Source organism: Sphaerisporangium dianthi, assembly GCF_042654065.1.
In the GTDB taxonomy this organism is placed as follows: Bacteria; Actinomycetota; Actinomycetes; order Streptosporangiales; family Streptosporangiaceae; genus Sphaerisporangium; species Sphaerisporangium dianthi.
Window position 1 is genome coordinate 266,805 of record NZ_JBHSFP010000002.1, and the last position, 22,050, is coordinate 288,854.

A 22,050-nucleotide genomic window follows, 5' to 3' on the forward strand; every position below is an offset into this window, starting at 1 on the left:
CCGCCGGCGGCGCCTCCCGGCGGCCGTCCGCCGCGGCGTCAGTGCACGATGGCGAGCATCACGTCGGAGGCGGTGGGGCGGTTCTCCGGGCGCTTGTCCAGGCACGTGCCGACCACCTGGGCCAGCGAGTCGGGCAGCGCGGACAGGTCGGGCTGCTTGGTGAAGATGCGGTTGAACACCGCGGCGATGTTGTCCTCCCCGAAGGCCGGACGTCCGGTCGCGGCGAACACCATCGTCGCCGCCCAGCTGAAGATGTCGGACTCCGGCCCCACGCGCTCGCCCGACACCTGCTCCGGCGACATGTACGCCGGAGTGCCCAGCACGCCGCTGGAGGTCGCGGTGGCGTTGTCCAGCACGCGGGCGATGCCGAAGTCGACCACGCGAGGCCCGTCCGAGCCGATCAGGATGTTGCTCGGCTTGAAGTCGCGATGGACGATGCCGGCCCGGTGGATCGCGGCGAGGGCGCCGGAGGTGCCCAGCGCGAGCCGCACCAGGCCGTCGTGGCCGCGCGGCCCCCGCTCGCGGACCAGTTGCTCCAGCGACGCGCCCTCGACGTACTCGCTCACGATGAACAGCCGGTCGTCGGCGACGTCGGCGTCGATCACGCGGGCGGTGGAGAACGGCGCGACGCGCCTCGCGGCCTCGACCTCGCGGAGGAAGCGCTGGTGGGCGCCGGACTCCGCGGCCAGCCGCGCGTGCAGGACCTTGATCGCCACCCGGGTGCCGTCGGGCGTCTCACCGAGGTACACCGCACCCTGGCCACCCTGGCCGAGGCTGCCGATCAGCCGGTACGGGCCGATGTGGTCGGGCTCCCCGGCGGGCAGCGGCCCCGGCGACTGCGTGGGAAGCGTCGAGGCGCCGCGCGGGCCGCCAGAGCCCGGCGTGGCCGAGGCGCTCGGCGTCCCGGGAGCGGTGGACGCGCCGGTGTCGAGGGCCGCGGTCCGGGCGTGCGCGGGCGGGTTCGTGGTCACCGGAGGGGCGGGCATCCGCAGGGTGGCCGGGCGCTGGTCCTGCGGGTGCTGCTGCCGCAGGCCCTGCTCCTGGTATCGCGGCAGGCCGTGGGGCTGGGCCTGCGGTTGGGGCTGCGCCAGGCCCTGGCCTTGGGAGTGGTGCTGGGCCTGCGGCTGGGGCTGAGGCCGGGACTGGGGCTGGGCCTGCGGTTGGGAGTGGTGCTGGGGCTGCGGCTGGGGCCGCTGTTGCTGGTACTGCGGCCGGCCTTGAGGCTGCTGCTGCCGGGGATCCTGCGCCGGGTGCCGGTGCGGGGCGGAGCCGGGCTGGTAGGGGTTGTCGGGGCGGCGCTGACCGGGCGGCTGGTTCCGCGGCGGGTACGGGGCGCGAGCGGGGTGCTGGGGGTAGGGCCCGGAGGGCGGGCGGTGGTCCCGCGGCGGCGGGAAGTACGGCGCGGCGCCGGCGCCCCTCGGGGCGAACACCGTGGAGCGGATGACCAGAGAGTGGATGAGCCCGCCGATCCAGTTCGTGAACAGCCCGGCGACGATGAGAAGGGCCGCCCAGCCCGGATATTCCTGGGCGCCGTCGTAGGCGGCGATGAGCACGAACATGACGAAAAGGCCGAGCAGGTACAGCGACGCCACCACCGCGATCACCGGATCACGTTTGCGGTAGGCCGCATAGCCCATGGTGAAGGGCGTCGCGAACCCGCAGGTGAACAAGGGAGCCAGTGCCCACACGACGCTGATCGCGGTGCTGGACTGAGAGGGCCTGGCTGGTTGCATATCGCGAAGATTACGGGGATAGACGGGGTTATGCATGGTTTTACCGGCAGGGTGACAGTGCCGATTCTCGTCATCATCGCCCGCCGGATCGAGGCCGCGGACGGCCGGGAGCCGGTCGGCGCGACCAGAGAGCCGGACGGCGGCCAGGGAGCCGGACGGAGAGCCGGTGGGGGCGGACGGGAGCCGGTCAGGGAAGGTAGATGGTCATCTCCACGAGTTCGGAGGTGAGGCGGGGCGGCAGGTCCACGGCGATGGACATGTCCTCCGCCGAGACGAAGCCGCCGACGTTCGCCCGCACTTCGACGACCCGCGCGGCCAGCTCAGGCGTCATGCCCGGCAGGCCGGCGATCACCGCCGCGGGTACGTGGTTGACGTCGATCAGCCCGCCGTCGTCGTACTGCCGGGGCAGGTCGGGCCGCCCGATGCGCAGCTCGCGGGCCAGCGCCGGGTCGCGCTCCACCATCTCGCGGGCCTGCTGCCGCAGCTCGCGGCGGTACTGGACGAAGGCCACGGCCTGGTCGTTCGGGGTGTCGGTGCGCTCGAAGACCTTCCTGCGGATGATCAGCGAGTGGATCGTGCCGCCGAGCCAGCTGCCGACCGACCCCATGAACGCGAGGGCCTCCAGGGCGTCGGAGCCGTCAGCGGCCAAGCCGACCACGACGGCGACCATGCCGATGGCGTAGATCGCCGCGGAGAGCGCCAGCATCGTGCTGCGCAGCCTCGCCGCCGCGAAGGCCATGGTGAACGGCGTGGCGGCGCCGCACGTCAGCAACGGCGCGATGGCCCACAAGATGCTCGCCGCGCTGGCGCCCGATGGCGCCGGAGGCGGGACGCGAGGAGGGAACGGTGGCTGGGAGAGGTGGTGGCCGTGCGGGCCGGCGGGCCCCGGTCCGCCGTACGGGCCGGGGGGCGCCGGGCGGGTGTAGGGAGCAAGGCCGTGCTGGTCGGGGTGGGGCGGCAGGTACGGGCCGCCGCCCGGCCCCGGATTCGGCGGGGCGTACGGGGGGCGTCCTTGCTCCGGCCGGGCTCGCCGCCCCTGCGCGTGCCCTTGACCGGGTGCCTGCGCGGGGCGGGCACCGCCCTGTTCCTGCCAGGACTGTCCCTCTTCGTGGTGCGGGCGTCCCTGCTCCTGCCACGACCGGCCCTCGTCGGGATACGGTCGTCCCTGTCCCTGCGGGGGCCGCCCTTGACCCGGCTGCTCCGGCAACGGCCTGCCCGTCTGGCGGGGCCGTGGGGCCGTGGGGCCGTTCGGGTCGATCTGGTGGGGTCGTGGCACCGTCGGCCCGCTCTGATCGCCAGGCTGGGGGGAAGAGCCTCCCGGTGGCCCCGATCCTGGGCCCCCGTGGCCGTTGGTGGGGTGCATAACGCGAACAATACGGCCTTCCCTAGGCTCTCGCATCGGCCACAAGGACCACTTGCCACGGTGGATAAGTCCCCCGAAACCGTGATGATTGTGGAAAACCAGGAGATGGCTGGGGCCTGTGCATTCACGGCGGGCCCTATGTGCGCCATGATGTTGAACCGTGGCTCGTATACCAGGAGAAGGGCTGGCGAAGGGTCTGGCCGTCACCTTCCGCCACATGCTGAACAGGGCGGACACGCGGCAGTACCCCGAGGTGCATCCCGATCTGCCCGCGCGCAGTCGCGGGGTCATCGCCCTGGTCGAAGAGAACTGCACGGTCTGCATGCTCTGCGCCAGAGAGTGCCCCGACTGGTGCATCTACATCGACTCCCACAAGGAGACCGCGCCGGCCCCCGAGGGCGGGCGTCCGCGGGCCCACAACGTCCTCGACCGCTTCGCGATCGACTTCTCGCTGTGCATGTACTGCGGCATCTGCATCGAGGTGTGCCCGTTCGACGCGCTGTTCTGGTCGCCCGAGTTCGAGTACGCCGAGTACGACATCCGCAACCTCCTCCACGAGAAGGACAGGCTCGGCGAGTGGGTGGAGACGGTGCCGATCCCGCCCGCGCACGACCCGAACGCCGAACCGCCCAAGGAGGTCGCCGCCGCCTCGCGCGGCGCCACCCGTCCCACCAGGGAACGCGCGGCGCCGCGCCGCGCCGGCGAGGCCGCCCCCGGCGCCGTCCAGCCGCCCGGCGCCGCTTCGCCCGGTGCCGCACCCGAACCCGGCGCCACGGCGGGCCCGGCGGAACCGGAACGGACGTCGCACGCCGCCGTACGGGCCATCCGGCCTCCGGGCGCGCTGCCCAAGAAGCCCGTCCCCCCGCCAGAACCGCCGCCAGGGCGGGAGCGAGAGTCGAAGCCGGAGGCAGGGCCGAAGCAGGGACCGGAGTCGCCAACGGATGCGGGGCCGAAGCAGGGGGCCGAGTCACCGACGGAGTCACGGCCGGAGTCCGGGACGGTGGAGGAGTCGTGACGTTCGCGTCGCCCGGGCTGTGGCCGCCCACAGGGCAGGAGATCGTCTTCCTTCTGCTCGGCGTGGTCGCGGCAGGGGCGGCGCTGCTCGTCGTCACCACGCGCCAGATCGTGCACGCCGCCCTGTGGCTGGTCGTCTCGTTCGGCGCGCTCGCCGGGTGCTATCTGATGCTCACCGCCGAGTTCGTGGCCTGGGTGCAGGTGCTCATCTACGTCGGCGCGGTCGTCGTGCTGCTCCTGTTCGGCATCATGCTGACCCGCGCGCCGATCGGCCCCTCCACGGACCTGGACTCGGGGAACAAGATGGTGGCCGCGGTGGTCGCCGTGGCGACGGCGGGGGTGCTGGTCACCACCGTGATCGACGGCTTCGGCACCGCTTACGCCCCGCTGCGGCCGGGCGAGGGCGGAGCGGAACCGCTCGGGGCCAGCATCTTCCGCACGTGGGTGCTGCCGTTCGAGGCGCTGTCGGTGCTGCTGCTCGCCGCGCTGATCGGCGCGATCGTGCTCTCCCGTACCGACATCGGCGGAAAGGACTGACGTGCACGTCGTCTATCCCGTCGTGCTCGCCGCGCTTCTGTTCTCCATCGGCGTGTACGGCGTGCTGGCCCGGCGCAACACGATCCTCGTTCTCATGTCGGTGGAGCTGATGCTCAACGCCGTCAACCTGAACCTCGTCACCTTCGACGTCTGGCTCAGGGACGCCCTGCACAGCGGGCAGGTGCTCACCCTTTTCGTCATCGTGATCGCCGCCGCCGAGCTGGGCGTCGGGCTGGCGATCGTCCTGGCGGTGTTCCGCAACCGGCGGACGATCGAGATCGACCGCCTCCGCGACCTCGCCGACCCGGAACCGGACCCAGGCCCGCCCCCCGGACCGGGTCCCGGCCCGGACCTCGGACCGGATCCCAGCCTGGACCCCGGGCCGGACCCCGGCCCGGACCTCGGACCGGACCCCGGGCCGGGAGCCGCCCCAGGATCCGGAGCCGTGCGGGCCCGAGGCGGTGCGGCGTGAACGCCCTCCCCGTGCCGGCGGCCCTGGTCGTGCTGCTGCCCTTCATCGGAGCCGTCGCCGGCCTGCTGGGCACCCGCCTGACCCGCCGGGGCGGGCCCCCGGGCACGGTGGACCGGGCGGTGTACCGCAGGGCGGCGTGGTTCGCCGTCGCCCCGACGGCGCTCGCCGCCGTGCTGGCGGTCTGGGTCCTGGTGGTGTACCTCGGCGAGCTGCCGCGCGGTTTCGCCTCCTACGCGCCGCCCGAGGCCGGCGTCCGGCAGCCCGCCGGCGCCGTCGAGAGCACCCTGTCGATCATCGACACCGGCACGGTCCCGATCACCATCGGCCTGCGCGTCGACGAACTCGCCGCGCTCATCGCGGTGCTGGTGGCGTGCGTGGCGCTCGCCGTGCAGGTGTACTCCGCCGGGTACATGCGCGAAGAGCCGCGCTACCCTTCCTACAGCGCGTTCATCAGCCTGTTCACCAGCGCCATGCTGCTCGTCGTCTACGCGGGGGACCTGCTGGTCCTCTACGTGGGCTGGGAGGTCATGGGCCTGTGCTCCTACCTGCTGATCGGCCACTGGTGGGAGGACCGCGCGAACTCGCGGGCGGCCGTGAAGGCGTTCCTCGTCACGCGCATAGGCGACGTCGGCTTCCTGTTCGGCCTGTTCACCCTGGGCATGGCGGCGGGGAGCTTCCGCGTCTCGGTGGTCCTGGACCGGGTGCCGCAGATGTCCACCGGCACGCTGGTCGCCGCGACGCTGCTCCTGCTGTTCGGCGTGGCGGGCAAGAGCGCCCAGGTCCCGCTGCACACCTGGCTGCCGGACGCGATGGCGGGCCCCACGCCGATCAGCGCCCTCATCCACGCCGCCACGATGGTCGCGGCCGGCATCTTCGTCGTCGCGCGGCTGTACCCCGCCTTCCTCGGCGCCCGGCCGTCGCTCGACCTGCTCGCCGTCATGGCCGCCCTCGGGATGCTCGGCGCCGCGCTGGCCGCCCTGGCACAGGACGACCTCAAACGGGTGCTCGCCTACTCGACGATCAGCCAGCTCGCGTACATGGCCGGCGCCCTGGCCGCGGGGTCGGACCAGGCCGCGATCTTCCACCTGGTCACGCACGGCGCGTTCAAGGCGCTGCTGTTCCTCGGCGCGGGCGCGGTGATCCACGCCGTCGGCTCCAACCTGATGAGCGACATGGGCGGGCTGCGGCGGTCCATGACGATCACCTTCCCGGCCATGACCATCGGGTTCGCCGCCCTCATGGGGCTGCCTCCCGCCAGCGGCTTCTTCAGCAAGGACGCCGTGCTCTCGGCCGTCGAGCACGCGGTGGCCGAGGCGGGGCCGCTGACCGACGCCGCCGCGTGGCTGCTGTACGCCTGCGCCCTGCTGACCGTCGCGGTGACCGGCGCGTACGCGACCCGCGCGTGGCTTCGCACCTTCTTCGGCGCGAGCCGCGTGCGCCACGTCCCGCTGCCCGAGCCGGAGCCGGGGGTCGCGCACGTCTGGGACGGCCGCGAGGCGCCGGCGTCGATGCTGTGGCCGATCGGGCTGCTCGCCGTCCCGGCTCTGCTGCTCGGATTCACCGGGGTGGGACTGGTCGAGTGGTCCTCCGCGGTGGTCAGCCTGGTCGTGTCGCTGCTCGGCGCGGGCATCGTCTACGCGTCCTGGCGCGCCGACCCGGCGGCCGACCCGGCCCGCGTGCTCGGGCCGCTGCGAGGTCCGTGCGAGCGGGCCTTCTCCGTCGACGCGGCGTACCACCGGGTGTTCGTCGCCCCGGTCCTGTGGCTGGCGAAGGTCGTCGCGCGCGCGGACGACACGGTCGTGGACGGGGCGGTGCGCGGCTCGGGAACGGCGGCGGTCGGGCTCGCGGGCCTGCTGCGGCGCGGACAGACCGGGAACGCGCAGCTGTACCTGACGGGCGTCCTCGCCGGCGTCCTGATCCTCGTCATCGGAGCGGTGGTGCTGGGATGAGCCCGAGCAGGACGTACCCGGCCCGGCCAGACGCCACAGACGCGGCGGCGGCGGTGGTGCCGGCATGAGCGCGGTCCTGATCGGGATCCTCGCCGTTCCCCTGCTGGGCGCATCGCTCCTCGTGCTGTTCCCCGGTCCCGCGCGGTGGCCCTGGTACGGCGCGGCGGTCTCCGGCGCGACGCTGGCGCTCGCCCTGGTGCCTGCCGTGCGCTTCGACTACGCGCGGGCCGCGCGGCCGCAGTTCGAGGTCGACGTCCCCTGGATCCCCGGCCTGGACCTGCGCTTCCACCTCGGGATCGACGGCATCTCGCTGCCGCTGGTCGTGCTCACCGCGCTGCTGACCTTCCTCTGCTTCGTGTACCTGGTGCGCCACCAGCCGGAACAGGGCCGTCCCCGGTCGCTCACCATCACGCTGCTGGTGCTCGAAGTCGGCATGATCGGGACGTTCCTCGCGCTCGACCTGCTGCTCTTCTTCGTGTTCTTCGAGATCGTGCTCGTCCCGATGTACTTCGTCATCGCCGTGTGGGGCGGCGCCGGACGCCGGGCGGCGGCGCTGAAGTTCATCCTGTACACGCTGCTCGGCTCGGCCGTGCTGCTCCTCGGCCTGCTGCTGGTCTGGGCGCACACCGGCACGCTGGACATGGTCAGGCTCGCCCTGGGGCACGGCGCGGGCATGTCGCGGGCGGTGCAGATCGTGGCGTTCCTCGCCATCGGCCTCGGCCTGGCGGTCAAGGCGCCGATGTGGCCACTGCACACCTGGCTGCCCGCCGCGCACACCGAGGCCCCGACCGTCGGGTCGGTGCTGCTCGCGGGCGTGCTGCTGAAGATGGGCACGTACGGCTTCGCCCGCATCGCCGTGCCCGTGCTGCCCGAGGGGGCCGCCGTCCTCGCCCCGTGGCTCGGCGCGTTCGCCGTCGTGGGCATCGTGTACGGCTCGCTGGCCTGCCTCGCCCAGCGCGACCTCAAACGCATGATCGCCTACTCGTCCGTCGGCCACATGGGGTTCGTGCTGCTCGGCCTGGCGACGCTGACCCCGGTCGGCATGAACGCGGCCCTGTTCGGCAACGTCGCGCACGGCCTGATCACCGGCCTGCTGTTCTTCGTCGCCGGAGGGATCAAGGAGCGGTACGGCACGGCCGACATCTCCCGGCTCGGCGGCGGAATGCTGACCCGTCTGCCGTACGTGGGGTCGCTGCTGACCTTCGCCTGCGTGGCCTCGCTCGGCCTGCCGGGCCTGGCCGGGTTCTGGGGGGAGATGCTCGCGCTGCTCGGGGCCTTCCAGCCCGCGCAGGGGTTGTCCCGTCCGCTGTTCCTGACGTTCATGGCCGTCGGCGGCCTGGGCACCGTGCTCACCGCGGCGTACTTCCTGCGCATGCTCTCCCGCGTGACCCACGGCCGCCCGCCGGAAGGCGAACCGTCACCCGCCGAGCCTTCGGCGGAGGCTCCACACGCCGAAGCCGTGCCGGGCGCGCCACATGCGGAGCCCGTGCCAGGGACGCCACCTGGCGCGCCCGCGCCCGAGCCGGCGTGGAGCGGCGCGGGCACGCGGCAGGCGGTGCCGCGCGACGTCAGCCCGTACGAGCTGGCCGCCTGGACGCCGCTGGTCGTCCTGACCGTGCTGCTGGGGCTGTGGCCCAAGGCGCTGCTGGCCGTCACCGACCCGGCGGTCCAGGCGTTCCTGGGGGCACGATGATCCAGTCCATCGACTACGCGGCCATCGCGCCGCCGCTGATCCTGGCGCTCATGGCCGGGGCGGTGCTGCTGCTCGACGCGTTCCTGCCCCGCACCGGCCGTACGCGCACGGCGCTCGGCCTCCTCACGCTGGCGGGCGTGCTCGGCGCGCTGGTGGCGGTCGTCGCGCAGGCCGTGCGAGGCAAGCGTCTCGGCACCTTCTGCGCGCCGGACCTGGGAGGCCACGAGGGCGGGGCCGCCTGCTCGTTCGTGGTCGACGACATCACCCTCGTCTTCGGCGCCGTCGTGCTCGCCGCCGCGGTCGTCGTCGTACTGCTGTCCATGGCGCAGCTCGCCGACCGCACGATCCCGCCCGGCGAGTGGTACTTCCTCCTGCTGTGCACGTTCACCGGCGCGGTCACGCTGCCGGCGTCCCGCGACCTCATCATGCTGGTCGTCGCGCTGGAGCTGGTGTCGCTGCCGGTCTTCGCGCTGGCCGCGCTCAAGCGGTACGACGCGCGCGGCTCGGAGGCCGCGCTGAAGCTCTTCCTCGTCTCGGTGATCTCCACGGCCGTGATGCTGTTCGGCGTGTCGCTGCTGTACGGCCTGACCGGGGCGGTCCACCTCGAACGCATCGGCGCGCGGCTCCCCGTCTCGCCCTCGGCTTTCCCCCACCTGTTCGACGCCGCCGCCGCGGAGGCCTCCGGCTTGACGGTCGCCGGGCCGGCGGGCACGCCGGGCCAGGCGCCGGCCGGGGTGCTGACCGTGGCGGTCGTGCTGGTGCTCGCCGGGTTCGCGTTCAAGGTCGCGGCGGTGCCCTTCCACTTCTGGGCCGGCGACGTCTACCAGGGCGCGCCGGTGCCCGTGGCCGCGCTGCTGTCGGTGATCTCCAAGGCCGCCGGGTTCGCCGGGCTGATCCTCGTGCTCACCACCGCGCTCGCGGGGCAGGCCGGGCTGTGGGCGCCGATCGTGGCGATCCTCGCCGCGCTCACCATGACCGTCGGAAACCTGCTGGCCCTGCGGCAACGCCACGTCGTGCGGCTGCTGGCGTGGTCGTCGGTCGCCCAGTCCGGGTACATCCTGGCCCCGCTGAGCGTGGCCGGGAAGTCGGCCGTGTCGGCGTCCATCGCCTATATCGCCATCTACGCGGCCATGAACATCGGCGCGTTCGCCGTGGTGATGGCGGTCAGCCGGACGGCGGAGCGCAACGAGCTGGAGGACTACCGCGGCCTGGCCTTCCGCGCCCCGGTGCCGGCGCTCGCGCTCGGGTTCTTCCTGATCTGCCTGGCGGGCCTCCCGCCGGGGCTCGCGGGGATGTTCGCCAAGATCGTGGTGTTCCGCGAGATCGTCCAGGGTGGCGGAGGCTGGCTGGCCGTCGTCATGGCCGTCAACACGGTGATCGGGCTCTACTACTACATCAGCTGGACCGCCAGGCTGTTCCTGCCCGCGGAGGCCGCCGGCCCGGCGCCCGGGGCGCCCGCCCGCGGCGCTCTGTCCCCCGCGGTGACGATCGCGCTCGCGCTCGGCCTCGCGGCCTCGGTGGCCTTCTCGGTCGCCCCCCAGTTGGTGTTCTCCATAGCGGGTTAAGACCGGCCGGCTCATCGCCCGGGGCGGGCGCGCCCGCGCGGCCGTTGGGCGAACGCGGCCGGTGCGCGGCGGCGGCGGCCGGCCGCTGGTCTTCTCGCAGCGTGCCGACGCTTCGCGTACGCCGTTCCCTGGCCATGGATGGGAACGATGGGGCAGGTCGCGAACGTTGCCAGTTATGAGCGCAGCGTTCCGAGAGGGGGAAGCGTGCACAACAACGGCCTGCGTACCGCAGTCCTCATGGGCGCCCTATCCGCTCTCATCCTGATCGCCGGATCATGGCTGGGGGGCGGCCGTGGTGTGCAGGTCGCCGTCCTCCTCGCCCTGTCGGCCAACGCGGTCGCCTACTTCTTCTCCGACCGCATCGCCCTGTCGGCCATGCGGGCCCGCCCGGTCAGCGAGGTCGAGGAGCCCGGCCTCTACCGCATCGTCCGCGAACTGTCGACCGACGCCCGTCAGCCCATGCCGCGCCTCTACCTCTCGCCGACGGTGCACCCGAACGCCTTCGCCACCGGCAGGAACCCGCGGAACGCCTCCATCTGCCTCACCTACGGCACCATGCGGCTGCTGAACGAGCGAGAACTCAGGGGCGTGCTCGCCCACGAACTCTCCCACGTGTACAACCGCGACATCCTGATCTCTTCGGTGGCCGCGGCGCTGGCCACGATCATCACGTACTGCAGCTACATCGCCGTCTTCTTCGGCGGCTCGGCGGACGACGACGACGGGCCGGGCTTCATCGGCGCGCTGCTCATGATGATCCTCGGCCCGGTCGCCGCCGGCATGATCCAGATGGCGATCTCCCGGTCCAGGGAGTTCCAGGCCGACGAGTCCGGCGCCATGCTCACCGGCGACCCGCTGGGGCTGGCCTCGGCGCTGCGCAAGATCGAGCTGGGCGGGCGCGAGCTGCCCCTCCCTGAGGAGAGCCGGCTGACCTCCGCGTCCCACCTCATGATCGCCAACCCGTTCCGCGGAGCCGGGGTGGGCAGACTGTTCTCCACCCACCCTTCCACCGCCGCCCGGGTCGCCCGCCTGGAACGCATGGCCGGCTACCGCCGCTGACCCGCGGCCGCCCCCTACCGGAAACCCCCCGGACGGGCGACCGCCGTCACCGCGCGGAACCTCTAGGCGGGCGACCGCCGTACCGCACGGGACCTCGATACGGGCGATCACCCTCACCCTGCGGAAACGCCATGCGGGCGGTCGCGGTCACGCGCGGGCGATCACCGTCACATTCCGGGGATCGCCAGGCGAGCGATGTGGCCGCGCACCCAGTACGAAGCGATCTGCCGGACCTCGCCCGTGCGCACGTCCACCGCGTAGGTGGTCACGCCGACCCGGGCAGGCGCGTCCGCGTCCGCAGGCGCCCCCGTGGCGTCCGCGTCCTCAGGCGCCCCCGTGGAGGGTGCGTCCGCAGGCGCTCCCGCGGAGGGTGCGGCCGTCCCGCCCACCAGCACCTCGTACTCGCCCGCCCAGACCATCGGCCCCGAGGGCAGGAAACCCTCAGGAGCGCCGCGGAGCAGGACCGATGACAGGACCTCGCCGCTCGCCGCGTCGAAGGTGGTGATCTCCTCGGCCGGGCGGCGGGGAGCCTCCCCGGACCTCCCGGGCGCGGCCCGGGGGTTCTCGACGCCGCCTCCGGTGAACGTCGCGACGGTCCGGCCGTCGCCGGCCAGCGCCCCCGTCCACCGGGTCAGCTTCTCGGGAAGCCTGGCCTGGGAGGGCTCGCCCGCCAGGGGGGTGACCATGATCTGGTCGATGTTCAACGTGCTCAGCAGGTCGCCGTCGTCGGACACGTTCCTCGGCCACCAGCCCGCGGTCATCGGCCTCGACGCGCCTTCGGCGGTGTCGAAGAGCACCCCGGGCTTCTCGGGCCCGCTGCTCACCGCCGCGTATCTGCCGCTCGGGGACAGGACGACCGTCCCGCCCCACTTCACCAGCGAGCTCCGCGTCAACTTCCGCGGCACGGGCCATGTTCGCCCGCTCTCCAGGTCACGGACGACGAACGCCTCGTCCTTCTCGCTGTAGTACGCGATGCGCCGCCCGTCCTGGCTGACCGTGAGCGGAGCGGCGTTGTTCGCCGGGCTCTGCGAGGTCTGCTCGGTGTACACGCCGACGGCGTCCGGAAGCTCGTAGGTGTTCCCGTCCCGGGTGACGACCCGCCAATGGGCGCACTGGGGGGCGAGCGTCGAGGCGTCGAAGCCGGGCTTCCATCCGAGCCCGCACCAGTCGAGATAGGCGAAGCGGACGGGGCCGACGCCGCGGGCCGGAAGCACGCCGGAGACGCTGATGCCGCCGTCGAAGACGCTGCTGCCGGTGGTGCTCCCACTGCCCGGGCCGCGGTACACGTCGAATCCCGCCACGCCGCCGCTCGTCACCAGTGCCGCTCCGCCCCCTCCGACGACCAGCACCACCGCCGCCACGGAGGCGAGCGTCCTGGAACGCCGCCGGCGCGCCGCGCCGATCGTGCGCTCGGCCAGGTCGACGGGCGGCGCCTCCTGGGCGATCGCGTCGAGAACGTCATGGAACCGGGTCATCGGGTCACCTCCTGGTGGACGGGGTCGGCGTCGGAGAGCAGTCCGGCCAGTTCGGGCGCCTGGGCGCGAAGCCGGTCGAGGGCGTGGCTGGTCTGGCTCTTCACCGTTCCGGTCGAGCAGCCGAGCAACTCGGCGGTCTCCTGGACGCTGCGGTCCTCGTAGAAGCGCAGCACGATCACGGCACGCTGCCGGGGCGCCAGCCTGCCCAGCGCGTGCCGCAGCGCGATGCGATGCAGGGCGTCGTTCTCACCGCCGGTCCGGCCCGCGTCGGGCGGACGGGCCGACGACAGTTCGGCGTGCCACCGCCGCTGCCGCCTCCACGAGACGAACTCGTTGATCAGGCAGCGGCGGGTGTACGCCTCGGGATTGCCCTCTCGGGCCAGCTTCGCCCAGTGCCGGAAGACCTTGGTGAAGGCCGTCTGGAGCAGATCCTCGGCGAGATGCGCGTCCCCGGTGAGCAGGTACGCCGTGCGCATCAGTGCCTGCTGCCGGGCGTTCACGAACTCGCGGAAGCCCTCATATCGGTCCATGCACTCTCCTCTCACCCGTCACGAACGAGGTTGAGGGTGCGGTGGGTTGGCTCCCGTCACAAGAACGCGGGGACGCACACCGGTCGATCTAGGAGCGGTCGTGCGCGGGGTCGGTCTCGTCGGCTTCGAGCGCGGGAAGGCCGTCGATGCTCTGCCGGTTGTGCTTGGCGCGGTAGGCGCGCTTCTGCTGGACGTCCTTGCGCTCTCCCCATTCGTCGAGCAGCGTGCGGTCCTCGTCGAAGGTCATGCGCGGCACGGCGTAGCCGCAGGAGTCGGAGATGCGGTCGCACTCCACGACGATGACCGATCGTACGCCCGGATGCGGCCCGAAGTGCTTGAGCAACCCGTCGAAGTCCGGGTCGCCGGCGGTGACGACGCGGCCCTGGCCGAACAGGCGCACGATCTTCGGCGGGCCGGCGAACGCGGCGAACATGATGGTGATCCGCCCGTTGTCGCGGAGGTGGGCGATGGTCTCCACTCCGCTGCCGTCGAGGTCGAGATAGGCGACGGTGGTGTCGTCCAAGACGGCGAAGGTGTCGGCATATCCCTTGGGGGACACGTTGACGTGCCCGCCGCGTTCGGGCGCCGTCGCGACGAAATAGACCGGCTGCTCGGAGATGAACTCGCGCAGCCGGTCATTCAGGGTGTCGTAAACCTTGCCCATTTGCCCTCCTAAGATCCGATATATCGGACCTTCCCGGAGGGCGTCTCGATCATTCCCCGGGCAGCCACCAGGTGTAGATGCCGCCGCGTACCGCGAACGAGTCGATCTTCTTCAGGTGGCCGTTGGACGGATCGACCGTGCTCGCCGTCGCCCGCTTGATCGAGCCCTCGTCGTCGGACAGCAGCCGCCAGATCGTCAGCTTCCCGGCGGTGTCCCAGTCGAGCCGGTAGAGCGTATCGCGGGAGGAGAGGTCCAGGCCGACGGCAGGAGAGACCGCGTCGGTGGACAGGTCGTACTGCCGCAGGCGCGGCTCGCCGGACGTCGGGACGATCACGACGGCCACGGTGACCCCGTCGTCCGCGAGCGCGATGGGCGAGTTGTTCGACACGACCTGCGGCACCTCCCGGCTCTCGCCCGCCTCGCCGTCGGTGTCGTACACCGTCAACTCGGTCGTGTTGTCCTCGGTGGCGTGGGACACCAGGAGGTGCCGTCCGTCAGGGCTGAAGCCCTGGAAGGTGTCCGAGCCCGGCAGCCTGGCGATCTCGCCGGACGCGAGGTGCACGACGAGCGTCGGAAGCCTGCCGGCGGCGTCCCCGTAGTCGACCACGACGATGTCGCCGTCGGGAGACAGCGTGGCGGCCACGGCGCTCATGTCGAGGCCCTTGGGCGTCTTGGCCGCGGCGCCGGGAAGGCTGTGGCTGCGGCCGCTGGGCACGTCCTTCCACACCAGCTTGCGGTCGGACTTGCGGAAGTACACCACCCGCGAGCCGTCGCCGCTGACCGCGAAGGGCGCGCTGGACTCCTTGTCCACCTTGCCGTTCGCTTTGCGCGGATAGACGGTGGCCTCGGGCACCCTCACGGTCTTCCCGTCGCGCAGGGTCAGCGCCCAGGGGCCGCAAGGGACGGCGAAATCGCCCTTGTCGCAGCTCGCCACCCAGGCATATCTCACCGCCTTGCCCTTCGTCGCGGCTCCGGACGAGGTGGCGGCGGAGGCGGCTCCCGTAAACGCCTCCGCCGGGACCGCTGCGAGGGTGGTGGCCGTGGCCATGGCCGCCATCGACAGCAGGGTCAATGTGCGTGTCCGCTTCATGCGTGATCCTTTCGTCACCCTCAATAGATGCAGGTAAGGGACGAAAAGTTGAGTCACGATTCGGCGTCGCCCGGCTCTCACCGAGCGATCACAAAGGTAGCGGCAACCCGTGTCGGGTATCAATCGATATATGTCGGTTTATGTCGATGCGCTATGTCCAATAAAGGGCGAGCGCGTAATTCCCCCACCGGCTGCCTTCCGTGCACCGCCGCCCCCACACGCGATGGGACGACACAACGATGATGAGCGGTCTCGTCAGTTTCGTGATCCCGGCCGACTTCGTGTCGTCACGAGTCACTCTGACCCATGAGGAGCTGGTCTGCGGATACAGGAAGGGGTGGCTTACGCCGATGGCGGTGGCGGAGCTCGTAGAAGGCTCCTCCCTGGCCCTGTCCGGACTGCCGGCAGAGGACGAGCTGTCGTGTCTCCTGCCCAGCGAGATCGCGGAGCGGGTGACCGCCGCCGTTGAGGCCGAGGACGTCGACTGCCAGGATCCGGAGCCGAACAAGGTCTGGGCGTACCTGGCGCTAGCGCGGCTCCACGAACGCCGCGACACCGTGTCCGGTTTCTTCCAGGTCATCGAAATGATCTGGTCGGACCACGAATACCCGCAGGAGATGTCAGGCTTCATCTACTACATGCCCCCGCCTCCCGGTGGCGAGTACGGAGAGCCGGCCATGCTGGGCCGGCTTGAGGCGTACCTGTTCGAGCAGGCCCAGCACTACAGAACGCGAGGCGGCCCCCAGCCGGAGCGCGACCGCCCGCCCCTCGATCGCTGACAGGGTGAGGGCCGGCAGTGATCCGTCCCTCTGTCATCGCCTCACTGCGACGAACGGTGTAGGACGCGATCCATATGTACCAGCGCGAAGGAGCGGCCCGAGGAACAGGAGAGGACACCAGCTCTGGCTGACGGCGCGCGAGGGGTGGCCCGAGGCACAGGCGAAGACGCCCGCCCTGACGGACGGCGCGCTCGGCCGTGTGCCCCGGATGTGCCCCCCGGGAGGCCCAGCCCAGCGAGTCTGCAGGTCAGAGCCCTTGCGAAGCGGCTGACTAGCGGTAGTTGGTGAACTGCAGGGCGATGTCGAGCTCCTTGCCCTTCAGCAGGGAGATGACGTCCTGCAGCTCGTCCTTCTTCTTCGAGCTGACCCGGAGCTCATCCCCTTGGATCTGTGCCTTCACGCCCTTGGGGCCCTCATCCCGAATGATCTTCGAGATCTTCTTGGCATGCTCCTGGTCGATGCCCTCCTTGAGGGCGATGGCCAGTTGGTACTCCTTGCCGGACAGCTTCGGCTCGCCCGCATCGAGCACCTTCAGGGACAGGCCCCGCTTGATGATCTTCTCCTTGAACACGTCAAGGACGGCGTTCGCGCGTTCCTCGCTGTTGGCCTTGATCTGGATGTTGTCCTGACCCGACCATGCGATGCCCGCGCCCGTGCCCTTGAAGTCGAAGCGGTGCCCGACTTCCTTGACCGTCTGGTTCAGCGCGTTGTCGACCTCCTGCCGGTCGATCTTGCTCACCACGTCGAAACTGCTGTCGGCCATCGGTATAGGTGTCCTCTCTCGTCCCTCCGACCCTAGCGACCCTGGACGGGTCCCGTGCGGACCAGGGCACGGACGGCCGTTGTCACAGCCGCCCCGGAAGTCCGCTATTCTTCTACCTGTCGCCGCGAGAGCGAAGACACGGCAGGTTGCCCGAGTGGCCAAAGGGAGCGGTCTGTAAAACCGTCGGCTCAGCCTACGCAAGTTCGAACCTTGCACCTGCCACACAAGCCCAAAGAGGCCCGTCACCAGCACGAACCCGGTGACGGGCCTCTTGCTGTCCGTCCGGCTGTTCATGGTCGTCAACGGCGCGCTACGGGGGCTCGCGTCGTATCCGCGTCGCAGTCAGTCGGTCCTTGCGGCCCGCCTCAGAGCGGCGCTTGGTGGGTGTCCTTAGACACCTCAGATCGTGTGTCGCAGCTCCAGATGCGGGGCCGCAAGCTGAGCGCCTGACCCAGTCTTGCCGCTGTGGGCGGGTCACGCTCCAGTACCGGCCTCCACTAGACATGGGCAGAGGGGTCGACCACGGGCCTGTGCGTTCTGGGATGAGTAACGACGGCCACATACGGAACTTGGTATTGACTGGGGAAGTCGAGAGTTGGGGAGAAAGCTATTTTGATCATAAGAGCGTTGGTCTAAAGCCTGGAGAGCAAGCGGTTTTTCAGGTTCGGGCGATCACTCGTAAGTTCAATTGTGAGTTTCGTGTCGTACTCCTAGTGCTGGACGGAAGTCGGGTGATCCGCCAGTCAATTGACGACCATGGTGAACCATTCAGGGTGTGTGCTGCCATACCGAGGCTCAGTGATGTATGGTTTCCGCAATTTCAGGCGCTATATGTCGGAGGGCCCAACAACGGCAAAAATAAGGATGGTAGGTTCGCGCGGCGCAATCCCAAAACATGGAGTGGTGACTAGATCTCGCGTTTCATGTTACGGTGGAGACGGTCAGCCCTTTTCCCACACTTAGCGGTCGGGCCGTACTCGTCCAGTGCTCCTCGGACAGTTTCAGGGTCTGTCATCTCTGCAAGCCCCACGGCATTCGGGACGGCTTGGCAGGGAAGGGTCCAGCGGCAAGGTTGAGTCGCGGGTACGCTCGCGGGATCATGGTCGCCATGCCAGAGTTCATCGATCCAACGGCAGGGTTGCGGAAGTCGTTTCTAGCAGCGATGGCTGAGTTTCGGGCCGACCGTGACTACCCGGTTCCTTGGTTCGTCGACGATGTTGATCCGCAAGCTCTGGCAGACGCATGGGGCCTTGAGGCATATGTCGCGCGTGTGCTCGGTGAGCGGACCCAAACGGGCTCACGAAGCGGGTTCGTGCCGATGACCACGCTGTGGTGGGTCGACGGCGAGCAATTTCTGGGCAGACTGGCCATCCGTCATCGGCTCACCCCGGCGTTAATGGAGATCGGTGGTCATATCGGTTATGACGTGCGCCCCAGCGCACGTCGTCAGGGGCACGCGACGGCGATGCTCGCGGCGGCGCTGCCGATCGCACGATTGTTGGGCATCTCTCGGGCGCTGGTGATGTGTGACCGGACGAATACCGCTTCGCAGCGGGTTATCGAAGCCAACGGTGGCGAGCTTCTCGACATCACCGCGCAGAAGCGTCGCTATTGGGTGCCCACGACGGAAGGGAGCACGGGTTCAGGTAGCCGCTGAGCGCGAGGCGTAGTTGCACTGCTCCTTTTCATCCTCTTGCGGCCTGCGCGACGCGGTGATTCTGGAGGACGGCGATGGCCTTGCACAGGTGGCGATCATCTTCGGCTGACCGCCGTCGGAGGATCAGGTTCAACGCCCGGGCCCCCAGGTCGGTTGACAGGCCGCCCACCACCGCCGGCGCTGTCCATTGACGCTGGTTCTGGTCATGCGGACGTCTCTGTTGGGCGGCTTCTCGCTTCTATGTCTTCGGCTCTATGGGACCTCTGGTCGGTCTTTCGGTCCTGTTACCGAAGGGGCGTTTTCTCTTGTGGCAGCCTGCTAACGATTTACAGACGGATTCTTCGGCGACGGAGTTGGGCGAACAAGTGCTGGTCGGTGGGGCGCCGGGGACTATGAGGAGCCTCTGCACCTTTCTGTGGAGATTCGTATGGAGCCAGCGATGGCCGTACACGAAGAATCTGATACTGTACGCCGCTCCCGCCTGTAAGGAGTCGAATCCGACCCGCGTCTCACAGGAGAGCGTTTCATCGCTTATGTAGTCGTTCTCCTCCAGGTAGTAGGAGAGTGGAAGCAGAAGTCTGAGCCCCGACTCGCCGGTCAGGTCGCCAGGTAGGTCGAAGTTCTCGAAATCTATGGCGCAGCACGCGAAACGCTTATCGCCGGCGCGCGATACAAGAGAATTGAAGGTGGTGATCGGGTTTTCTTTCTCGGGCCCGATGAGGAGAAACGCTTTGGCGAGTTTCTTGGGCCGATAGGTCTCGCTGGTGAGAGACGTCAGTATGATGGCCGCATCGTCACGGATTTCGACGAGTAACTCCATCCTGACATAGGATTTGCGGGCGGTCCGCAGGCCTCCGAAGATGCTGATCAACGAAATGGTGAGAGCCAGGTAGGCCGCGAGAACTTCGAAGTTCATATGTCTCCAATAAATTCGTCCGTCGCGACCGGACTTACCGGGAATCCCTTGCGCTCCTTCATCGCTAGGCTGAGGGCTCCGCCCCACGTCCCTGCTGGCCTCGTCGATGGAGGTCAGGACGGGCCGCAGTCGGGGTGGGTGAGTGCGAGGTCCATGGGGTGGTCGCAGCGGGAGCACGGGGAGGGAGTCGTCAGAGAACGGCTGCAAATAGCGTCCGCAGAGAGCGCAAACCAGATTTGCCGCTCGTCTCATAGATCGACTGATCGTTGATGGGCACCACTTTCCTCGTAGGTGATCTCGTACTGGAAAAGGTGTGCCACAGATCATGAAACGTGGTGTCTGGCTTGAGCCTGGCTGCCGTGATCGCAGTCTTCCAGATGTCAGCGTTGAAGTAGTAGCGTCGCATCATGATCCTTGCAGCGATGGGCTCGCCAGGGGCGATAGATGCACCAACGCCGACAGGGCTTTGTAAATCGTCGGCTCAGCCCACCCAGGTTCGAACCCTGAACCTGCTGCTCCATGACTCCGCCGCCTGAGGGGCTCGGTCGAAGCCGGTCGCCGGACGAGCGTCGGGACCGTCGGGCGTGGCGAGGAAGAGCCTCATCCGTTGCTTTCGGGAAGGTCGCCGCGTTCGGCTTTGAGTGCTCTCAGTGGTGGCACGGGATCACTTGGTTCGCGGACACCGCTGCCGTCGTCAGGGTCGTGACGTATCCACACCGTCACGGGCTCCCACCGTGCTACACGAGTACCCGGGCGCGGCTCCTGCGCTACCACGACCCCGTTCATCACGGGATGCGGACTGTCGGGATCCGGTCCCTGTAAGAGCACCCCAGCATCGTGGCCGGCCAACCAGGCGTTCAAGGCTTGCTGACCACGGAAATCCGGAACGATCACATCATCGGTCAAACGCCGTCACCACGTCGATGCTACGCCTGGCAAGCCGTTCATGCCGCACGTCCGCCAAGGAGATCGATTGCCGGGCGAGTGGCTCGGGCGGGACGGTTGAGGGGGCGGAGGCCGGGCGACTCGCCGCTTTTATGCGGGCCGGTCAGATCACCGCGCGGGCGGGTACGTTCATCCTGCTCACTGTCTCCACCATTGGCGAGGTCCTGTCATGCGAGCCATCACCGTCCGAGATCGCGCCGCTGGTGTGGCCGGGCTCGCCCTGACGGAACAGCCGCATCCCCACGCGGCCGAGAACGACGTCATCGTGCGGGTGCATGCGGCCGGGTTCACCCGCGGAGAGCTCGACTGGCCGGGAACGTGGTCCGACCGTGCGGGACGCGACCGGACGCCGAGCGTGCCCGGGCATGAGATGTCCGGTGTCGTCACCGGGCTGGGCTACGGAACCACGGGCCTGACCGTCGGCCAGCGGGTCTTCGGGCTGACCGACTGGGCCCGTAACGGCACGCTGGCCGAGTATGTGGCGGTGGAGGCACGTAACCTCGCGCCGCTGCCGGCGGACGTCGACCACATCGTGGCCGCCGCGCTACCCATCTCAGGGCTGACCGCGTGGCAAGGCCTGTTCGACCACGGCCGCCTCGCCGCCGGCCGGACCGTGCTGATCCACGGTGCCGCGGGCGGCGTCGGCGCGCTCGCGGTGCAACTCGCACGCGAGGCGGGAGCGCGAGTGATCGGCACCGGCCGGGGCGCCGCCAGGGACACGGCGCTCGGGCTCGGCGTGGACGCCTTCCTGGACCTGCAGGCCGATTCTCTGGAGGATGCCGGTCAGGTCGACGTGGTGTTCGACGTGATCGGCGGCGACATCCAGGAGCGCTCGGCCGCGCTGGTGCGCCCCGGTGGCACGCTCGTCACCATCGTCTCGCCACCCACGGTCCGGCCCCGTGACGGGCACGCGATCTTCTTCGTCGTCGAACCCGACCGCGCTCGGCTCGCGGACCTGGCTCAGCGGGTCCGGGACGGACGGCTCCGGCCGATCATCGGGGAGGTATGGACGCTCGCCGAAGCGCCCTCCGCGTTCGCTCAGCCCACCCCTGGCAAGACGATCATCCGGGTCGTGGAAGACGCCGTTGCCAAGTCTTGAATTCGCCATGAGGTAGCCCTCGAACTGCCTGGGCACCGTACTCGAACAACGCTGATCCGCTCTATTTACACCATTTGCGGCGAACCGCCTGTCGTTGTGTCGAGTAGTGCGGCGCATCGGAGGAGCGCGTCCTCGGGAGGAAGCCGGGACGCCTTCGTCGCCCTCTGGGCCAGAACGTCCAGGCAGGACAGGAGAGAGCTCATGATGCGAGTACGGTTCGCCGGTGGCCTTCTGGCTGCCGGCGTGCTGGCTTCAGCGGCCACCGCATGCGCTCCCGCGGCAGAGCGCGCGAGCGGCAACGGACCGGTCGCCGATGTCGCGCCGGTTGCCGCCACGGTCACGCAGCCACCGTCCGACAGGCTGACGCTTCTGCTGGAACAAGCGCTGCCCAACGTCAAGGGCAAGACGTTCACCTCGGCGGTCGTGGACTTCCCGCCGAGTGCACGCGCGGTGCCGCATCGGCATGGCGAGGCTTTCGTCTACGCCTACGTCCTCGAGGGCGCGGTGCGCAGCCAACTCGGCGGCGAGCCGGTGCGTACCTACCAGCGAGGCGAGGACTGGATCGAGCCGCCGTGCGCCGAGCATGTGCTCGCGGAGAACCCCAGCCGGACAGAGCCGGCGAAGCTGCTGGTCATTTTCGTCTCGAACACGGGGGACAAGATCAAGATCGATCAGCCGTCGGATCAGGTCAGTTCGCCCAGCGGCGCCGGCGCGGGCGGTGCCGCATGTCGCGCGCCCGGGTGAGCG

19 protein-coding genes, 1 tRNA gene and 1 pseudogene are annotated in these 22,050 nt (G+C 69.8%); 12 read left to right on the forward strand and 9 right to left on the reverse strand.

Annotation, left to right across the window (positions count from 1 at the left end):
* Positions 1 to 38 precede the first annotated feature (38 nt).
* Positions 39 to 1,733, reverse strand: a complete 1,695-nt coding sequence (locus ACFO60_RS04285; RefSeq protein WP_380837144.1) for a serine/threonine-protein kinase — start codon at positions 1,731 to 1,733, stop codon at positions 39 to 41.
* Between the two features lie 187 nt (positions 1,734 to 1,920).
* Entirely contained in the window at positions 1,921 to 2,523 is a 603-nt protein-coding gene (locus ACFO60_RS04290; protein WP_380837147.1) for a ComEA family DNA-binding protein, read from the reverse strand.
* 733 nt (positions 2,524 to 3,256) lie between these two features.
* Here ACFO60_RS04290 and ACFO60_RS04295 point away from each other — a divergent pair.
* From ACFO60_RS04295 to htpX, 7 genes and pseudogenes are all read left to right on the forward strand, one after another.
* Positions 3,257 to 4,111 carry a NuoI/complex I 23 kDa subunit family protein gene (locus tag ACFO60_RS04295; RefSeq protein WP_380837150.1) on the forward strand — a complete coding sequence of 285 codons (855 nt, stop codon included), beginning with the start codon at positions 3,257 to 3,259 and terminating at the stop codon, positions 4,109 to 4,111.
* Positions 4,108 to 4,647 carry an NADH-quinone oxidoreductase subunit J family protein gene (locus tag ACFO60_RS04300; protein WP_380837153.1) on the forward strand — a complete coding sequence of 180 codons (540 nt, stop codon included), beginning with the start codon at positions 4,108 to 4,110 and terminating at the stop codon, positions 4,645 to 4,647. Before ACFO60_RS04295 ends, ACFO60_RS04300 begins: the two co-directional genes overlap by 4 nt.
* 1 nt (position 4,648) lies before the next feature.
* Positions 4,649 to 4,957: pseudogene (gene nuoK / locus ACFO60_RS04305) on the forward strand (NADH-quinone oxidoreductase subunit NuoK); the annotation flags it as partial.
* A 158-nt stretch (positions 4,958 to 5,115) separates the two neighbouring features.
* A complete protein-coding gene (locus ACFO60_RS04310) occupies positions 5,116 to 7,068 on the forward strand; it encodes an NADH-quinone oxidoreductase subunit 5 family protein (protein WP_380837156.1) in 1,953 nt (650 codons plus the stop codon).
* 64 nt (positions 7,069 to 7,132) lie between these two features.
* Positions 7,133 to 8,761, forward strand: coding sequence for a complex I subunit 4 family protein (locus tag ACFO60_RS04315; protein ID WP_380837159.1), 1,629 nt, complete (start codon positions 7,133 to 7,135; stop codon positions 8,759 to 8,761).
* Entirely contained in the window at positions 8,758 to 10,326 is a 1,569-nt protein-coding gene (locus ACFO60_RS04320; RefSeq protein ID WP_380837162.1) for an NADH-quinone oxidoreductase subunit N, read from the forward strand. The genes ACFO60_RS04315 and ACFO60_RS04320 overlap by 4 nt, the downstream gene beginning before the upstream one ends.
* Positions 10,327 to 10,530: 204 nt before the next feature.
* Positions 10,531 to 11,385, forward strand: a complete 855-nt coding sequence (htpX, locus tag ACFO60_RS04325) for a zinc metalloprotease HtpX (protein WP_380837165.1) — start codon at positions 10,531 to 10,533, stop codon at positions 11,383 to 11,385.
* Positions 11,386 to 11,552: 167 nt separating this feature from the next.
* On the opposite strand, the gene ACFO60_RS04330 is transcribed toward htpX, so the two are convergent.
* From ACFO60_RS04330 to ACFO60_RS04345, 4 genes are all read right to left on the reverse strand, one after another.
* Positions 11,553 to 12,860 carry a TolB-like translocation protein gene (locus tag ACFO60_RS04330; RefSeq protein ID WP_380837168.1) on the reverse strand — a complete coding sequence of 436 codons (1,308 nt, stop codon included), beginning with the start codon at positions 12,858 to 12,860 and terminating at the stop codon, positions 11,553 to 11,555.
* A complete protein-coding gene (locus ACFO60_RS04335; RefSeq protein WP_380837171.1) occupies positions 12,857 to 13,390 on the reverse strand; it encodes a SigE family RNA polymerase sigma factor in 534 nt (177 codons plus the stop codon). Before ACFO60_RS04335 ends, ACFO60_RS04330 begins: the two co-directional genes overlap by 4 nt.
* Positions 13,391 to 13,478: 88 nt before the next feature.
* The gene (locus ACFO60_RS04340; protein ID WP_380837174.1) at positions 13,479 to 14,054 is read right to left on the reverse strand and encodes a pyridoxamine 5'-phosphate oxidase family protein; all 576 of its coding nucleotides are present in this window, start codon (positions 14,052 to 14,054) and stop codon (positions 13,479 to 13,481) included.
* 49 nt (positions 14,055 to 14,103) lie between these two features.
* The gene (locus tag ACFO60_RS04345; protein ID WP_380837176.1) at positions 14,104 to 15,144 is read right to left on the reverse strand and encodes a hypothetical protein; all 1,041 of its coding nucleotides are present in this window, start codon (positions 15,142 to 15,144) and stop codon (positions 14,104 to 14,106) included.
* A gap of 242 nt (positions 15,145 to 15,386) precedes the next feature.
* Here ACFO60_RS04345 and ACFO60_RS04350 point away from each other — a divergent pair, with 242 nt between their 5' ends.
* A complete protein-coding gene (locus ACFO60_RS04350; RefSeq protein ID WP_380837179.1) occupies positions 15,387 to 15,923 on the forward strand; it encodes a DUF2247 family protein in 537 nt (178 codons plus the stop codon).
* 271 nt (positions 15,924 to 16,194) lie between these two features.
* Here ACFO60_RS04350 and ACFO60_RS04355 read toward each other — a convergent pair whose 3' ends face one another.
* Positions 16,195 to 16,686, reverse strand: coding sequence for a YajQ family cyclic di-GMP-binding protein (locus ACFO60_RS04355; protein WP_380837181.1), 492 nt, complete (start codon positions 16,684 to 16,686; stop codon positions 16,195 to 16,197).
* Between the two features lie 140 nt (positions 16,687 to 16,826).
* Here ACFO60_RS04355 and ACFO60_RS04360 point away from each other — a divergent pair.
* Both ACFO60_RS04360 and ACFO60_RS04365 read left to right on the forward strand, forming a co-directional pair.
* Positions 16,827 to 16,908: transfer RNA gene (locus tag ACFO60_RS04360), tRNA-Tyr, on the forward strand.
* Between the two features lie 886 nt (positions 16,909 to 17,794).
* On the forward strand, positions 17,795 to 18,343 hold the full coding sequence (locus ACFO60_RS04365) for a GNAT family N-acetyltransferase (protein ID WP_380837184.1): 549 nt from the start codon (positions 17,795 to 17,797) through the stop codon (positions 18,341 to 18,343).
* A gap of 238 nt (positions 18,344 to 18,581) precedes the next feature.
* Here ACFO60_RS04365 and ACFO60_RS04370 read toward each other — a convergent pair whose 3' ends face one another.
* Positions 18,582 to 19,259, reverse strand: coding sequence for a hypothetical protein (locus ACFO60_RS04370; RefSeq protein WP_380837187.1), 678 nt, complete (start codon positions 19,257 to 19,259; stop codon positions 18,582 to 18,584).
* 600 nt (positions 19,260 to 19,859) lie between these two features.
* Positions 19,860 to 20,153: a PASTA domain-containing protein gene (locus tag ACFO60_RS04375; RefSeq protein WP_380838081.1), complete on the reverse strand. Its 294-nt coding sequence runs from the start codon at positions 20,151 to 20,153 to the stop codon at positions 19,860 to 19,862.
* Positions 20,154 to 20,373: 220 nt separating this feature from the next.
* On the opposite strand from ACFO60_RS04375, the gene ACFO60_RS04380 reads away from it, so the two are divergent.
* Together ACFO60_RS04380 and ACFO60_RS04385 are read left to right on the forward strand one after the other, a co-directional pair.
* A complete protein-coding gene (locus ACFO60_RS04380) occupies positions 20,374 to 21,303 on the forward strand; it encodes an NADP-dependent oxidoreductase (RefSeq protein ID WP_380837190.1) in 930 nt (309 codons plus the stop codon).
* Positions 21,304 to 21,504: 201 nt separating this feature from the next.
* On the forward strand, positions 21,505 to 22,047 hold the full coding sequence (locus tag ACFO60_RS04385) for a cupin domain-containing protein (protein WP_380837193.1): 543 nt from the start codon (positions 21,505 to 21,507) through the stop codon (positions 22,045 to 22,047).
* Positions 22,048 to 22,050 lie beyond the last annotated feature (3 nt).

What these genes read in the sequence shown, in the direction of transcription:
- ACFO60_RS04285 (WP_380837144.1), bottom strand. Translation starts at nt 1,733, where the DNA reads ATGCAACCAGCCAGGCCCTCTCAGTCCAGCACCGCGATCAGCGTCGTG.
- ACFO60_RS04315 (WP_380837159.1), top strand. Translation starts at nt 7,133, where the DNA reads ATGAGCGCGGTCCTGATCGGGATCCTCGCCGTTCCCCTGCTGGGCGCA.
- ACFO60_RS04320 (WP_380837162.1), top strand. Translation starts at nt 8,758, where the DNA reads ATGATCCAGTCCATCGACTACGCGGCCATCGCGCCGCCGCTGATCCTG.
- ACFO60_RS04330 (WP_380837168.1), bottom strand. Translation starts at nt 12,860, where the DNA reads ATGACCCGGTTCCATGACGTTCTCGACGCGATCGCCCAGGAGGCGCCG.
- ACFO60_RS04335 (WP_380837171.1), bottom strand. Translation starts at nt 13,390, where the DNA reads ATGGACCGATATGAGGGCTTCCGCGAGTTCGTGAACGCCCGGCAGCAG.
- ACFO60_RS04340 (WP_380837174.1), bottom strand. Translation starts at nt 14,054, where the DNA reads ATGGGCAAGGTTTACGACACCCTGAATGACCGGCTGCGCGAGTTCATC.
- ACFO60_RS04345 (WP_380837176.1), bottom strand. Translation starts at nt 15,144, where the DNA reads ATGAAGCGGACACGCACATTGACCCTGCTGTCGATGGCGGCCATGGCC.
- ACFO60_RS04350 (WP_380837179.1), top strand. Translation starts at nt 15,387, where the DNA reads ATGAGCGGTCTCGTCAGTTTCGTGATCCCGGCCGACTTCGTGTCGTCA.
- ACFO60_RS04355 (WP_380837181.1), bottom strand. Translation starts at nt 16,686, where the DNA reads ATGGCCGACAGCAGTTTCGACGTGGTGAGCAAGATCGACCGGCAGGAG.
- ACFO60_RS04365 (WP_380837184.1), top strand. Translation starts at nt 17,795, where the DNA reads ATGCCAGAGTTCATCGATCCAACGGCAGGGTTGCGGAAGTCGTTTCTA.
- ACFO60_RS04370 (WP_380837187.1), bottom strand. Translation starts at nt 19,259, where the DNA reads ATGAACTTCGAAGTTCTCGCGGCCTACCTGGCTCTCACCATTTCGTTG.
- ACFO60_RS04380 (WP_380837190.1), top strand. Translation starts at nt 20,374, where the DNA reads ATGCGAGCCATCACCGTCCGAGATCGCGCCGCTGGTGTGGCCGGGCTC.
- ACFO60_RS04385 (WP_380837193.1), top strand. Translation starts at nt 21,505, where the DNA reads ATGATGCGAGTACGGTTCGCCGGTGGCCTTCTGGCTGCCGGCGTGCTG.